The 14,204-nt window shown below is 68.3% G+C and carries 10 protein-coding genes and 1 pseudogene; 5 read left to right on the forward strand and 6 right to left on the reverse strand.

Annotated features, from left to right (window positions below; all coding sequences use genetic code 11):
* Window positions 1-178 precede the first annotated feature (178 nt).
* The 5 genes from PQI07_RS25385 to PQI07_RS25405 all read right to left on the reverse strand — a co-directional run bounded on the left by PQI07_RS25385 (window position 179) and on the right by PQI07_RS25405 (window position 7,756).
* Entirely contained in the window at window positions 179-3,898 is a 3,720-nt protein-coding gene (locus PQI07_RS25385; protein ID WP_274927810.1) for a vitamin B12-dependent ribonucleotide reductase, read from the reverse strand.
* Window positions 3,899-4,330: 432 nt separating this feature from the next.
* Window positions 4,331-5,089, reverse strand: a complete 759-nt coding sequence (locus PQI07_RS25390) for a hypothetical protein (protein ID WP_274927811.1) — start codon at window positions 5,087-5,089, stop codon at window positions 4,331-4,333.
* An 8-nt stretch (window positions 5,090-5,097) separates the two neighbouring features.
* Complete coding sequence (locus PQI07_RS25395) at window positions 5,098-5,523, reverse strand: hypothetical protein (RefSeq protein WP_274927812.1); 426 nt, start codon at window positions 5,521-5,523, stop codon at window positions 5,098-5,100.
* A gap of 203 nt (window positions 5,524-5,726) precedes the next feature.
* Complete coding sequence (locus PQI07_RS25400; RefSeq protein WP_274927813.1) at window positions 5,727-6,830, reverse strand: hypothetical protein; 1,104 nt, start codon at window positions 6,828-6,830, stop codon at window positions 5,727-5,729.
* 305 nt (window positions 6,831-7,135) lie between these two features.
* Window positions 7,136-7,756, reverse strand: coding sequence for a type 4 pilus major pilin (locus PQI07_RS25405; protein WP_274927814.1), 621 nt, complete (start codon window positions 7,754-7,756; stop codon window positions 7,136-7,138).
* A 493-nt stretch (window positions 7,757-8,249) separates the two neighbouring features.
* On the opposite strand from PQI07_RS25405, the gene PQI07_RS25410 reads away from it, so the two are divergent.
* The 5 genes and pseudogenes from PQI07_RS25410 (at window position 8,250) to PQI07_RS25425 (ending at window position 13,672) form a co-directional block, all read left to right on the forward strand.
* Complete coding sequence (locus PQI07_RS25410; protein ID WP_274927815.1) at window positions 8,250-8,456, forward strand: hypothetical protein; 207 nt, start codon at window positions 8,250-8,252, stop codon at window positions 8,454-8,456.
* Window positions 8,457-8,525: 69 nt separating this feature from the next.
* Window positions 8,526-8,924: pseudogene (locus tag PQI07_RS37905) on the forward strand (DNA cytosine methyltransferase); the annotation flags it as partial.
* Window positions 8,925-8,982: 58 nt separating this feature from the next.
* The gene (locus tag PQI07_RS25415) at window positions 8,983-9,372 is read left to right on the forward strand and encodes a hypothetical protein (RefSeq protein ID WP_274927816.1); all 390 of its coding nucleotides are present in this window, start codon (window positions 8,983-8,985) and stop codon (window positions 9,370-9,372) included.
* 51 nt (window positions 9,373-9,423) lie between these two features.
* A complete protein-coding gene (locus tag PQI07_RS25420; protein WP_274927817.1) occupies window positions 9,424-10,554 on the forward strand; it encodes a DNA cytosine methyltransferase in 1,131 nt (376 codons plus the stop codon).
* A 94-nt stretch (window positions 10,555-10,648) separates the two neighbouring features.
* A complete protein-coding gene (locus PQI07_RS25425; RefSeq protein WP_274927818.1) occupies window positions 10,649-13,672 on the forward strand; it encodes an ATP-binding protein in 3,024 nt (1,007 codons plus the stop codon).
* A gap of 60 nt (window positions 13,673-13,732) precedes the next feature.
* Here PQI07_RS25425 and PQI07_RS25430 read toward each other — a convergent pair whose 3' ends face one another.
* A complete protein-coding gene (locus PQI07_RS25430) occupies window positions 13,733-14,191 on the reverse strand; it encodes a hypothetical protein (RefSeq protein WP_274927819.1) in 459 nt (152 codons plus the stop codon).
* Between the last annotated feature and the right edge of the window lie 13 nt (window positions 14,192-14,204).

The following is a 14,204-nucleotide window of genomic DNA, read 5'->3' on the forward strand; positions in this document are numbered from 1 at the left end:
GAATGAAAATGGCCGAAGGCGGGCAATGGGCTGGATGCATCGATGTCTCCGCCCCTGCGCGACAGGGTGTTGCATCGATGCCCCTCGATCGGGGGACACAAACGAGAGGGGCGGCGCCAAACGAATGGCGCCGCCCCCGAATTAGATAGGACCTAAAGCCTATTTCTGGTACTCTGGTTCAGCCGCAGGAGCTGGACGATTTGCACTCGAGGCAGGTCTCGCAGGCGCCGGCCCGGATCATGCGGGTCGAGAGGCAGGCCTTGTCCGGGCAGACGTTGCCCGTGAAACCCTGCTTCCTCGCGATCTCGAGCTTCTGGGCCATCGTCAGACCTTTGTCGCTCTTCGGCAGCACCGCCGGCACCCTCTCGGCCGCGGCGTCGAACGCCAGAGCCAGAGCGCCCGACACCGCGGGACCTGCCGACGCGGCGGGGGCGGATGCCGGCACCGTCTCGGACACGGGCCCGAACGCCTGGACGACGTTGGAGGCGGCACCGACGAGAGCGGGCTCGGCACCGCGCAGGAGGCCGCGCGAGACCGGCGAGGCCGGCACGGGCGCCTTGCCTTCTCCGGGTACGCCGATCGACGTGCCCGAGATGTCGCCGTCGACGTGGGCGAGGTCCGAGCGGGACAGGTACGAGACCGCGAGCTCCCGGAACACGTAGTCGAGGAGCGAGGTCGCGCTCTTGATCGCGTCGTTGCCCTGGACGAAGCCCGCCGGCTCGAACCGCGTGAAGGTGAAGGCCTCCACGTATTCCTCCAGCGGCACGCCGTACTGGAGGCCGAGCGAGATCGCGATGGCGAAGTTGTTCATCAGGCTCCGGAAGGTCGCGCCCTCCTTGTGCATGTCGATGAAGATCTCGCCGACGCGGCCGTCGTCGTACTCGCCGGTGCGCAGGTAGACCTTGTGGCCGCCTACGGTCGCCTTCTGGGTATAGCCCTTCCGGCGGGCAGGCAGCTTCTCGCGGGAGCGGATCCGCTCAATGCGCTCGATCACGCGCTCGACGATCTTCTCCGCGACCTGGCCGGTTCGGGCCGCCGGCGGCAGCGCCGCCAGGGCATCGGCCGCCTCCTCGTCGTCGTCGCCGATCAGAGCCGAGTTCAGCGGCTGCGACAGCTTCGAGCCGTCGCGGTAGAGGGCGTTCGCCTTGAGGGCGAGGCGCCAGGAGAGGTGGTAGGCCGCCTTGCAGTCCTCCACCGTGGCGTCGTTCGGCATGTTGATGGTCTTGGAGATCGCCCCCGAGATGAAGGGCTGCGCCGCCGCCATCATGCGGATGTGGCTCTCGGCCGAGAGATACCGGCGACCCTTCTTGCCGCAGGGATTGGCGCAGTCGAAGACCGGGTAGTGCTCGACCTTGAGGAAGGGTGCGCCCTCCAGCGTCATCGCCCCGCAGATGTGCTCGTTGGCGGCGTCGATCTCCTTGGCCGTGAAGCCCAGGAACGGCAGCAGCTCGAACGTCTGATCGTCGAGCCTGTCCGCCGGGACCTTGAGGGTCTGGGTCAGGAACTCGTCGCCGAGCGTCCAGCGGTTGAACACGAACTTGATGTCGAAGGCCGACTTCAAGCCCTTCTCGACCGCGGCGATCCGCTCGTCGTCGAAGCCCTTGGCGCGCAGCGTCGTCGGGTTGATGCCCGGCGCCTGACCCATCGAGCCGTGGCCGACCGCGTAGGCCTCGATCTCGGCGATCTGGTGCTCGGCGTAGCCCAGCGCCCGCAGGGCGGACGGCACCGCCTGATTGATGATCTTGAAGTAGCCGCCGCCAGCAAGCTTCTTGAACTTCACCAGAGCGAAGTCTGGCTCGATGCCGGTCGTGTCGCAATCCATCACGAGGCCGATCGTGCCGGTGGGCGCGATCACGGTGGCCTGCGCGTTGCGGTAGCCGTGCTCCTCGCCGAGAGCGATCGCCCGGTCCCAGGCGGAGACGGCGGCCGCGCCCAGGGCGTCGTAGCCCAGGGTCCGCGCGACGTCGCAGTCCAGGCCCGCATGGTCGAGCGGAACGGGCAGGATCGACAGCGCCTCGTAGCCGTCGGCTTCGCCGCGGGCGGCCCGGCCGTGGTTGCGGATGACCCGCTTCATGCTCTCGGCGTTGTCGGCGTACCCGTCGAACGCGCCGAGTTCGGCGGCGATCTCGGCGGAGGTGGCGTAGGCGACGCCGGTCATGATCGCGGTGATCGCACCGCAGATCGCGCGCCCTTCCCGGCTGTCGTAGGCGATGCCGCTCGACATCAGCAGGCCGCCGAGGTTGGCGTAGCCGAAGCCCAGGGTGCGGTAGCGGTAGGAGAGCTCGGCGATCTCCTTCGACGGGAACTGCGCCATCGCCACCGAGATCTCGAGGACGAGCGTCCAGAGGCGGCTGACGTGCTCCAGCATGCCGATGTCGAAGCGTCCGCCCTTCAGGAGCGTCAGCAGGTTGGCGGACGCCAGATTGCAGGCGGTGTCGTCGAGGAACATGTACTCGGAGCACGGGTTCGAGCCCCGGATCCGACCGCCCGCCGGGCAGGTGTGCCAGTCGTTCATCGTGGTGTTGAAGTGCAGGCCCGGATCCGCCGAAGCCCAGGCGGCCTCGCCGATCTTGTCCCACAGGTCGCGGGCCTTCAGGGTCTTGGTGACCTTGCCGGTCGTGCGGGCCGTCAGGCTCCAGTCCCCGTCCGCCTCGACGGCGCGCAGGAAGTCGTCGGTCAGCGAGACCGAGTTGTTGGAGTTCTGCCCCGAGACGGTGAGGTAGGCCTCGGATTGCCAGTCGGTGTCGTAGACGGGGAACTCGATGTCGGTGAAGCCCTGGCGGGCGAACTGCACCACGCGCTTGATGTAGGCGTCCGGCACCGAAGCGCGGCGGGCAGCCTTGATCTCGCGCTTGAGGGCCGGGTTGCGCTCGGCGTCGAAGCAGGCGTCGCCGTCGGCCTCGCAGTTCACGCAGGCCTTGAGGACGAGGTTCAGGTGCCGGGAGACGACCTTCGAGCCGGTCACCAGGGCGGCGACCTTGTACTCCTCCTTCACCTTCCAGTCGATGAAGGCCTCGATGTCCGGGTGGTCGATGTCGACGATCACCATCTTGGCCGCGCGGCGCGTGGTGCCGCCCGACTTGATCGAGGCCGCGGCCTTGTCGCCGATCTGCAGGAAGGACATGAGGCCGGACGACTTGCCGCCGCCGGAGAGCTTCTCGTTCTCGCCGCGCAGCATCGAGAAGTTGGAGCCGGTGCCGGAGCCGTACTTGAACAGGCGCGCCTCGCGCACCCAGAGGTCCATGATGCCGCCCTCGCTGACGAGGTCGTCCTTCACGCTGGAGATGAAGCAGGCGTGCGGCTGCGGGTGCTCGTAGGAGCTGGTCGAACGGACGGCCTTGCCCGTCGACGGATCGATCCGGTAGTGGCCCTGCGCCGGGCCGTCGATCCCGTAGGCCCAGTGCAGGCCGGTGTTGAACCACTGCGGCGAGTTCGGCGCCACCATCTGCCGGGCCAGCATGGCCACGAGCTCGTCGTAGAAGGCCCGGGCGTTGGCTTCACCCGCGTCGCCGGATCCGAAGTAGCCGCCCTTCCAGCCCCAGTAGCTCCAGCAGCCGGCGAGCCGATGGAACACCTGCCTGGAATCGGTCTCGCCGACGATCCGCTCATCCTCCGGCAGCTGCGCGAGCGCCTCCTCGTCGGCGACCGAGCGCCAGAGGAAGGAGGGAACGCCGTTCTCCTCGACCTTCCGGAGCCGGGCCGGGACGCCGGCCTTGCGGAAGTACTTCTGCGCGAGGATGTCGCTCGCCACCTGGGACCAGGTCTCCGGCACCTGCATGCCCTCGAGACGGAAGACGGTCGAGCCGTCGGTGTTCCTGATTTCGCTGGTCACGCCCTTGAACGCGATCCCGGTGTAGGGACCACCTTCGAGGGTCGAGATGCGGCGCTCGATATCCATGATCGGCCTCTTTCTACGGCAGCATGCGACGCGCTCGGAGGGCGCGTTCTTCGGGAAGTCGCTGCGGCCGCGCGCGGGCGCAACGAAGGAATGGACGCTAGGATCGGGGCATGAAAATCACAACGGACGGCCCAGATCTTGTGGAGGCATCCACCGGCGAACCCATATCTTGAACGATCCATTCCTTCATCCGCGCCCGATGCAGTGCCGGCCGAAGCCGACCGCCAGGGCGATCGAAGGAATGAAGCGCCGGGAAAGGAGTAAACGGTGAGGCCGGGTTGTCAATCGCCAATTTCGTTGTCGACCACCCCGCGCGGCCCGGCGTGGTAAACGGCCCACCGGCCCCGCGGCGATCGCGACGCTGGCGCCGCAAGCCGCTCCGCGTCCGTGCGCATTCCTTCGGGTGAAAGGCTGCCGGCGACCTGACAGCTGTCAGGTTCCGGGGGATATGACCCTGGGAATCGCCGTCGACGGGAGGATCGTCGTGTCCGGCATCGTGGCCAGGGCATCGTCGTCGTCGACCGCCCCCCTCGGCAGGAAGATGGACGTCCATTGCGGAAGCGCGTCCGGGAAGATGCCGCCTCGCGGCGCGGAATGGCGCTCTGGCGCGTACTCCTCCCGAAACCAGACGCCGTCGAAGGTTCGCCCGGTCAGCATCGGCGCCGCATCGCGTGCCCACGCCATGGCGGCGAAGTCGAGAGTGAACGCGTCGTCGAAGCGCCCACAGCCCAGGCGGCGGCCCAACTCTTCCGTCGCGACGTATCCCATGGACAGCTCGATCGCCGGACCGCCGTCCGGACCGGTGGCGAACTCGTCGACCTCGGCCTCCGCGTCCTCACGCGTGTCGACGTCGAAGTGCATCCATTCTTCGGTCTCTTCGTCGAACGCCCAAGCCTTCCACCGCTCGCGGTAGACGATCAGTCCTTCCGCCTCGGCCCAGCGCACGATGGTCTCGCGCAGAGCGGGATCCGACATCGCCGCATGAACGTCCAGGAACGCGCCGTAGCCGCGTTCGAGCGCGTAGAGGTCGCTTCCGCCGAGGCGGGCGATCGCGGTCCAGGCGTCCGGGCACAGCGAGACGGAGAGGCACGGCCCCTCCTGGCTCGACCGATGGAGCGAACCCCGCAGCGCGGGGTCGAGCGAGCCGACGTGGTAGACCCGTTCCAGCTCGACGATCGGAATGCCCGACATGTCGCCGCTCAAGCTCCCGGCGCGGAGGGCGCGTTGGCGGACGCGTTGAATTCCATCTCGCCGCGGACGTAGTCCTCAAGCATCCTGCCGTAGGCCGTCACGAGAGCGTCGTCGCCCGCCAGATCGACATCGACGATCTCGCCGAGCTGCTCGAGATATTCCCGACCGAGCCGCTTCATGTTCTCCGGCCCCAGGTCGGGGCGGTCCGTCAGTTCCGGGAGGCTGGCGCCGTAAGCCTGCTGCGTCGTGACCTGGAAGTCCGGGCGTGCGGTCTTGATGGCCTCACGCGTCCGTTCCAGCAGGTCGTGGCCCGAGGCGAAGATCGAGCAGTAGCCCCCGTCCGTGACGCCCAACTTGGTCTGCGGGACCCGGAAGAGCGCATCCCACGTCGTGGTGATGAACTCCTCGATGAGGTTGTCGCGCTCGTTCTGCATGATCGGGCTTCCACGTCTCAGGTCCGATCAGGATGTTCGAGCGCCGCGCAAAAAGGAAGGCGTCCGGAGGATGTCGCCCGGCCCCCGCCCGCTTCCGGCTGCCGGGAGCATGGGAGGGCGTCGGACACCCGTCCGGACGCGCGAAAGGGGCCCCTCCCTACGGAGTGGGCCCCTCGCCGGTCGCGGCGGTTGCAGAGGAGGCTTCAGTCCTTCGCCACGACCCGCTCTCGCCCGCAGGAGGTGCGCTCGTACCCGTCGGCACGGTAGGTCGCGCACGGCCTGCAGTATTGGATGGTCCGGGCCTCCGTCCCCTTGTAGACGGTCCGCTCGGAGCAACGCGTGACCCGCCGACGGAGGCGCTCGTCGTCCCAGCGCTTGGCCCGGGGCAGGTACTCGTCCATCCGGCCGCGGGGATACGGGCCCAGGGCCGAACGCTGCGCGGGCGGGTAGGCGTCCCGCACGTCGTCGGGCCGAGCGCGCGGAACCTCGCGCCAAGCGCGCGGATCGGCGAACTCCGGCTGGTAGCCGGCGCTCCGATCGTCGTAGGCGCGGCCGGCCGGCCGGAAGCCGCCCAGCGTCGTGTATACGGCCGAGGTGTAGTACTGGGACCGCTTCAGTGGTCCGCCGGCGACCGCGTAGTAGCCGTCGGTCGGAACCAGGGCGAAGCCGCCCTGGTAGGCCGGGCTGCCGTACCGGGCCGCCTGCGCGCTTCCAATCGACTGCGAGTAGCGGTTCGGGGACGGATAGATCCCACCCTGATAGGAGGCCGAATCCACGAGGCCGGCGTTCGGAGCGTAGCCCGGGTCGTACGAGATCCCGCGGAAGCCCAGAGTCCCGTAGCCCGAGTACGGCCCGTGTCCGTTGAAGTCGTAGCCGTCGCCGCTGTAGAAGCTCGCGGGGTAGTCGCGGCCGTTGTTCTGATCGTTGTAGTACGAGAACGAGCGCAGGTAGGCGCTTGGCGCCGTGTAGTAGCTCGGCGGCCGGTAGTTCGAATAGTCGGTGTCGTAGTACCCGCCGAAGCTGATGCCCTGGTAGCCGCCGCCGTAGCCGTAACCGGGCGCTCCGTAGCCGTAGCCGCCGTATCCGCCGTAGCCGTAGCCGCCAGCGTAGGGGTCGGCACCGCGCGGCACGGCGGCGTAGCCGAAGCCGCCCGGGGAGCGCTGGTAGACGGCGTAATCCTGGCTGGGCCCGACGTAGGGGGTGTTCGGGTACCAGTTCTGATAGAGGCTCGCGGCATCCGCTCCGCCGGCCGGTAGGCCGATAGCGATAGCGAGAGCGAGAGCGAGCGCTGCGGTTCTCCGGTTCATGTGAAGCCTCCGTTCTGCGACGGCCAGAACCGGAGTCGTTCGCCAGGAGTTGCACGGGAATTCGGAGTCGAACGCGGTCCAGGCTCGCGAACGTCGGAATAATCCAGATGGTGCCTGAATAGTTCGCGGCGCAAAGGCGCAAACTTCGTTGGTGGGTGCCGTCTATTTCGTTGGCGTCACCCCCTTGGGGCAAGTCGCGAACACGAGGGACCGTCCAGCGACAACGTCCATTTTGAGGAAAGGGGCCGCACAAAGAGAAAGGGCGCCTCGCGGCGCCCTCTCGACGATCGGATCGAGCGGAGATCCTAGAAGAAGGTCCACTTGATCGAAGAGGTGTTGTTGTTCCCGCACGCCTCGCCGGCGTCGGTGGGCGTCATCGGGCCGGTCGCGCCGGAGGAGCCGCCCGAGCCGCCGGCGGTCTGCGCGCTGGGGGAGCCGCTCACCTGCAGCAGGCCACGACCGAAGTCCATGGTCAGCATCTTGGCGCACGCGTCGGACGGCAGGCCGTTGAACACGACGTCGAAGTTGGCGCCGTTGGCGACCGGCTGGACGTCGACGTCGCCGTTGAAGGCGTTGCGGAGCGTCTGGGTCGAGGTGTTCACCATCTTGGCGGGGACCGAGCGGGTCGCGATCAGGCCCTGCACGATCGAACCGGTGCCGCTGTCGTAGCTCGCCTGGCCGGCGTAGACGGTGCGGACGGCCTGCTGGATCGCCGCCAGCTGGCTGGTCGCCTCGTTGGTCTTCGCCGAGATCGAGGCGTTCTGGAAGAACAGCATCACGCCGGCGATGAACACCGCCGCGATGGCGAGCACCATCGCGGTCTCGATCAGGGTCAGACCCCGACGGCGGGCTGCCGCACGGACGAGCGCGAACTCGCGGCGGGCTTCATGGCCGCGTCCAGCGACGCGGAGCATCATGGCTTTCATAGTACCACTCCTTGTCGCCGGAGCGACGTGCTGGTGAAGGCCCAGGGGGCCGCTCGTTCCTTCGAAATCGGGTCCGGCGGAGGCCTGCGAGGATTATTAGGTCGGAAATTTCGATCGCGCAAATGCCCCATCTGAAGCAACGGGGAAGAAACCGTAGAAGGAGTGGGCCGACATCCGCTGCCTTCGGGTCCTGCGCCGGCACCGCTTCGCCGGACGGCCGGACCGGATGCCGGCGCGGTGCGTGGCGAGGCACCGGATGCGGCCGACATGATGACGGCGCACCCGGCAGCCATGGATGTCCATGTCGGGACTCGATGGCGCCCCATGCTTTACCCGCCGGAAACGACGCTGCGGCAATAGCTCGTTCCGGCGGAGAGGCAAGGAACCCATGAAGGAATGGGTCGTTGCCATTCCATCGAAACGCGGGCATTCTCGGTCTCATTCCTTCGTGAGCGTCGATGCCTGCAGGACGGAACGCGTGAGGGAGCAGGCCATGCCTGATCGTCGGATCATGATCCCAATGCCGGACGCCGGACGGATGTCGGCGATCGTCGATGCGATCGAGACGCGCATGGCCCATCACCGCCGCACGCGCGCGGTCGCCCAGCTGCTGGCCGACGCGCATGCCCCCTATTGCCGCCCCGGCGCGGTCGGTACGGCCCTGCGCCGCCGCATCGCCGCCGAAGGGCACGCGCCCTGACCCGGATGAATGTCTGCACCAACCACCCTGGATCTGTTCTGCGGCGCCTGCGGCGGTTGGAGCCTGGGCATGGAGCGGGCGGGCTTCCGCACGGTCGCCGCCTGTGAGATCGACCCCTGGCGACGCGGCGTCTACGGCGCCAACTTCCCGCACGCGAGGCTCTACCCGGACGTCGCCGGACTCTCGGCAGCTCGCCTTCTGGCAGACGTCGGGCACCTTCCCTTCGCCATCGTCGGAAGCCCTCCCTGCCAGGACGTGTCCGCAGCCAACGTCAGAGGCCGAGGCCTCGACGGCGCCCGTTCCGGCAACGGCTTCCAGCAGCTCGTCCGCCTCGTCTCCGAGTGCCGACCGCGTTGGGTCGCTATTGAGAACTCACCTAACCTCCGAACTCGGGGCGCTGACCGGGTGCTCGCCGACCTGGAAGCGCTTGGCTACGCCCCAACGCCGCTCGTGGTGGGTGCTTGGCACGCCGGCCATCTTCACCGCCGGCAGAGATGCTGGATCCTCGCCTACACCACGAGCCCTAATGCCGACGCCGCTCGCGCAGGAGCAGCAGGGTTCCGTGCGCCTGGAGGGCGGATCCAACTCGCGCCGGCGGATGCGCGCCCTGGGGGTCCTGCCGACGCCGACCAAGTCGGAGATCGACGGCGGCGCCATCGAGCCGAACGCGGAGAAGAAGCGGGGCGGCAACCTCCGGAGCCTGTTCGCCTCGCCCCGCACAAGGGAGGAGCAGGACGGCTCGGATCCGATCACCTCTTTCCGGAGGATCCTCCGTGGATCGACGCCGGAACGCGCCTTGGCCGCGCTCTACGAGGTCTTGATGGGATTCCCTCCCGGCTGGCTCGCCAATGGTGCAGCGCCTTCGGAGACGCGGTCGTCCCGCAGATCAGCGAAGCGATCGGCCGCGCGATCCTGAAGACGGAGGCCGAGCTCGCCGCCCTCGAAGACCGCCGGATCGCGGCCTGAGATGGCGATCCGCGTCGTCGACCTGTTCTCCGGAGCCGGGGGAACGAGCTGCGGCCTGCGGCTCGCGGGCATGCTTCCGATCGCGGCCGTCGACATCGACGCGGGCGCGCTCGAGACCTACGCCGCGAATTTCCCGGAGGCGAAGACGATCGCGGCCGACATCCGACGGGTCGAGGTTCGAGATCTTCTCGGCGTCGTCGACCGCATCGGACGTGGAGACGGGCTGCTTCTCGCCGCGTGCGCGCCGTGCCAGCCCTTCAGCCGCCAGAACAGGCAGAAAAGGGAGTTGGACGAGCGGGCGGATCTGCTGGGCGAGGTGGTGCGCTTCGTCGAGGGACTGAAGCCCGAGTTCATTCTCGTCGAGAACGTGCCCGCCATCCGGGAGCAGCACCGCCCGTCGACGGGGCCGCTGGACGCGTTCCTGAGGCAGATCGCCGATCTCGGCTACGCCTTCGACGTGCATACGATCCAGGTCGCGGACTACGGCGTTCCCCAGAACCGGCCTCGCCTCGTCGTGCTCGCAAGCAGGCTCGGTCCGGTCTCGCTGCCGGCCGCCAGTCACGGGCCCGGCCTGACGCCTCACGCCACCGTCCGCGACGCGATCGGACATCTGCCCGCGATCGCCGCCGGGATGGAGGATCCGTCGGTTCCCAACCACCGGGCGGCAGGGCTGTCGGAGATCAACCTCGCGCGGATCAGGGCGACGCCGCACGAAGCTGACCGCAGATCCTGGCCGGACGAGCTCCGCCTCGCCTGCCACCGCACCGCGGCCGGCTACACCGACACCTACGGCCGCATGGCCTGGGACCGCCCCGCGCCGGCGCTCACGACCCGCTGCATCTCGATCTCGAACGGGCGGTTCGCGCATCCGTGCCAGGACCGGGCCATCAGCGTGCGGGAGGCCGCGGCCCTGCAGTCCTTTCCGGACGACTTCGTCTTCAAGGGATCGCTGGATGCGATGGCCCGGCAGATCGGGAACGCAGTCCCTCCGCTACTGGCGGCGAGACTTGCGGATGCATTCGCGCCCCGGCAGTCGCGGGCGGCTTCGACTGCTGGAGAGCCACCTCCCTTCAGTAACCATCCGGACGTTGTTCGTTGGGAACAGGCTTCCTCGGCAAACATCCGGCCATAATCGGAGTCCAAACGACGGCATGGTCCGCCGGAGGGCCGGTCCCGAGTTGCAGGCCCGGGACCGCGCGGCGGGAACGAGGTTGGAACGGAGCGGGATGTCCGTCGGGTTCAAGGAAGGACAGGCTCGTTCGCGCAAGTGGCTCCTGTCCGAGTCCGATCGGAGCCACAGGCTCCAGATCGCCGTGCTGGTCGGCGCGATCTGCACCTTCGCGCTGATGTGGGGCGGCATCTTCCACCACCTGCGGATCAGCACGCAGACGGCGAAGCATCAGGCCCACCGGGACGTGCTCAATCTGGCGAACGCGGTCGGCGCCGAGATGGAGCGTCTGTTCGTCGGCGTCGATCAGATCATGAGCATCATGCAGGACGAGTTCGAGCGCTCGCCCGCCGATTTCGATCTCGCCGCCTGGATGCGTCGCGCAACCTCCCTGAAGGAGGTCGCAAATCAGGTCTCGATCTGGAACGAGAAGGGCGATCTGGTCTCAGGTTCGCTCGTGGCCGACCCCGCGACGGTCAAGGTCAACGTGGCCGACCGCGCCTACTTCCGGGCCCTCGCGGTCGGCAGCGCGCGGGAGATCTACATCGGACCTACCATGATCGGCCGTCTGTCGCACCAGCGGGTTATCCAGGTGGCAAAGCGCCTGGAGCGCCCGGGCGGCAAATTCGCGGGCATCCTCCTCGTCTCGATGCTCCCCTCCAGCGTCGCGGCGCGGTTCAAGGAATACGACGTCGGACCCCACGGGGTCGTCGCCGTCACCGGACGTGACGGGATCGTGCGGGCCCGCTACCCGGCCGACGAGGCGATCTACGACATGAACTTCCTGGCCTACGGTCCGTCCGGCCGGTCCGTGGCGCTGGCACCCGGGAGCGTCGCGGGAACGGACGAGAGCGTCGGGCCTCTCGACGGCCAGCGCCGCTTCCTGGGTTTCCAGGCGGTGCGCGGGTACCCGCTCGTCGTCATAGTGTCGCGTCGGTACGACGACGTGATGGGCGGCTACGGTGCCGAGCGGAAGCCGGTCCTCCTGGTCGGCGTGGCGACGACGGTCGCCGGCTTCATCTTCCTCATGGTGCTGATGCGCGAGCTCGAGCTGCGGCGAAAGAGGGCCGCGATGCTCCGCGAGGCCCATGTCGCGCTCGAGAGGAACGAAGGCGCGTTGCGGGAAGGCAGCCGGTTGCAGGCAACCGCGGAGCGTCTCGCAAAGGTGGGCCATTGGCACCTCGATCTGAGGAGGTCGAGCCTGCGCGTGTCCGACGAGGCCTATCGGATCTACGGCCTGGACGAGGGCGCCTTCGTCCTCACGATGGAGTCGCTGACGGCGCAGGTGCATCCCGACGACCGCAGAGGCTTCGTCGACTGGTGGAAGGCTGCCCTCGCCGACGTCCGCGACACCGATCACGAGTACCGCATCGTCTGCCCCGACGGTTCGACGAGGACGATCCATGTCCGCAACCTGTTCGAGCGCGACGCCGCCGGTACTCCAACGGCCGTGCTCGGCGCGATCATGGACGTCACCGAACGCCGCTCCATCGAGGCCGATCTGCGGATGTCCCGGGAGCAGACCGAAGCGGCCCTCCGGCAGGCCGAGGATGCCAGCCGGGCGAAGTCCGACTTCCTCGCTTCCATGAGCCACGAGCTCCGGACCCCGTTGAATGCGGTCATCGGGTTCACGGGCCTGATGATCGACAGCGGCAACCTGCGGACCCGGGAGACGACGCGGCACGCCCGCATCGTCCAGGACGCGGGGCGGACGTTGCTGTCGATCGTCAACGACGTGCTGGACGTATCGAAGCTCGAAGCCGGCGGCCTCGAGCTGGATCCGCGCCCATTCGACCTCCGGCAGATGATCGAACGGACTGCCGACTTCCTGCGCCAGGAGGCCGCCGCGAAGGGCCTCGACTTCAGGGTCGAACTCGGCGCCGACCTGCCGCAGACAGTCGCCGGCGACGACGTCCGCCTCCGTCAGATTCTCCTGAACCTGCTCTCGAACGCGGTGAAGTTCACGGCGGAAGGGGCCGTGACCATGGCCGCGTTGCGCCTCGGACCGGAGTCGGACCGCATCCGGTTCGAGGTCCGGGACACGGGCGTCGGCATCCCGGAGGACAAGCTCGATCGCCTGTTCGTGCGCTTCAGCCAAGTCGACGGCTCCACTGCGCGCCGCTTCGGGGGCACCGGCCTCGGCCTGTCGATCTGCAAGGATCTGGTCGAACTCATGGGCGGAGCGATCACCGTCTCGACCCGCCCGGGAATGGGATCGGTCTTCGCGTTCGAGGTGGATCTGCCTCCGGCGACCGAGGTCTCGAAGGACGCCGCCGGCGGGCTGCCGACGATGCCGCACGCCGAGAACCTCTCGATCCTTCTCGCGGAGGACGTCCGGACCAATCGGGATCTCGCCGTCGCCCTCCTTCGGTCCTGGGGGCACTCGGTCGACGTCGTCGGCGACGGAGCCGCCGTGGTGACGGCCGTGGGCAGCCACGACTACGACCTCGTCCTCATGGACGTGCAGATGCCCCTCATGGATGGCCTGGAGGCCACCCGGCGGATCCGGGCCATGGGCGGCGGCCGATCCCGGGTGCCGATCGTCGCCATGACGGCGAACGTGATGCGCGGGGACGTCGCCGCGGTGACGGTCGCGGGCATGAATGGCCATGTCGGCAAGCCGTTCTCGCCGGAGGAGCTGCGCGCCGCGGTCGACCGCTACGCAATGCGGCGACCGGCGCCGCTGCCGCGGCAGGCATCGTGGCCGCTGCCGAATACGGAGATCCAGGACCCCGCGATCTACGACAAGCTCGCACTCGCCATGGGGCATTCGGTCGCCGAGGGGCTGCTCTTGTCCTTCCGGACGCAGCTCGAAGAGGCCTGGAACGGCAACCCGACCGGGGTCGGCGATTGGGAACAGGTCCGCCGGCAGGCCCACGACATCGTCTCCGCGGGCGGCCTGCTCGGCTTTACGTCGCTATCGAGGGCCAGCCGCGAGCTCGCGACCATCATCCGCGTGGACGGGGTCGGCACCCGGAGAGCCATCGAGGCGCTCGACATCGCGCGCATGGAGCAGGGGGCTGCGCTTGAGATGCTGCTCACGCGACTCCGCTCGGACGCAATCCTCAGCGGCACGGCCTAGTCGGAACCGCACCGCTTCGCACGGCACGGGATCGGTGGCACGGGGTCTCGGCCAAAACGCCTAAACGTAGGCGAGCCGCCTCATGCTGATCGTCGCCGAACTCGTCCGTCCGAGACCGAACCCGACTTCGAATCCCGTGCCGATAGCGCCATCGAGAAGCTGCCGGACGTGTTCGGCGAAGGCCTCGCGCCCGATCCGGCCGATCGTCTCGACCCAGTCCTTCTCCCCCGTCCCGCTGTAGGAGGTCATCCACCGGTCGTCGTTCCAGTTGGTCCTGAGGAAGCGGATGGGGACGTCGACCGCGCCTCGGGCCGCGACCCGGATCGCCAGCCTGAAATGATGGTCGAGGGACCGCACCACCCGTTCCGGATCCGACGGGGCGACGGCTGGCAGACAGGCAAGGCCATCTGCCGCCAGGCGGCGCGCCAGTTCGCTCTTCAGGACCGGACCGGAAGGAAGTCCGTCCAGGCCGTCGAGAAGCCGTCCCGCGAGTTCGTAGGCGTCCTTGGATTTCGTCATGTCCATGCTCCTC

Origin of the sequence: Methylobacterium sp. 092160098-2 (genome assembly GCF_028920805.1) — a bacterium.
Classification (GTDB): Bacteria; Pseudomonadota; Alphaproteobacteria; order Rhizobiales; family Beijerinckiaceae; genus Methylobacterium; species Methylobacterium fujisawaense.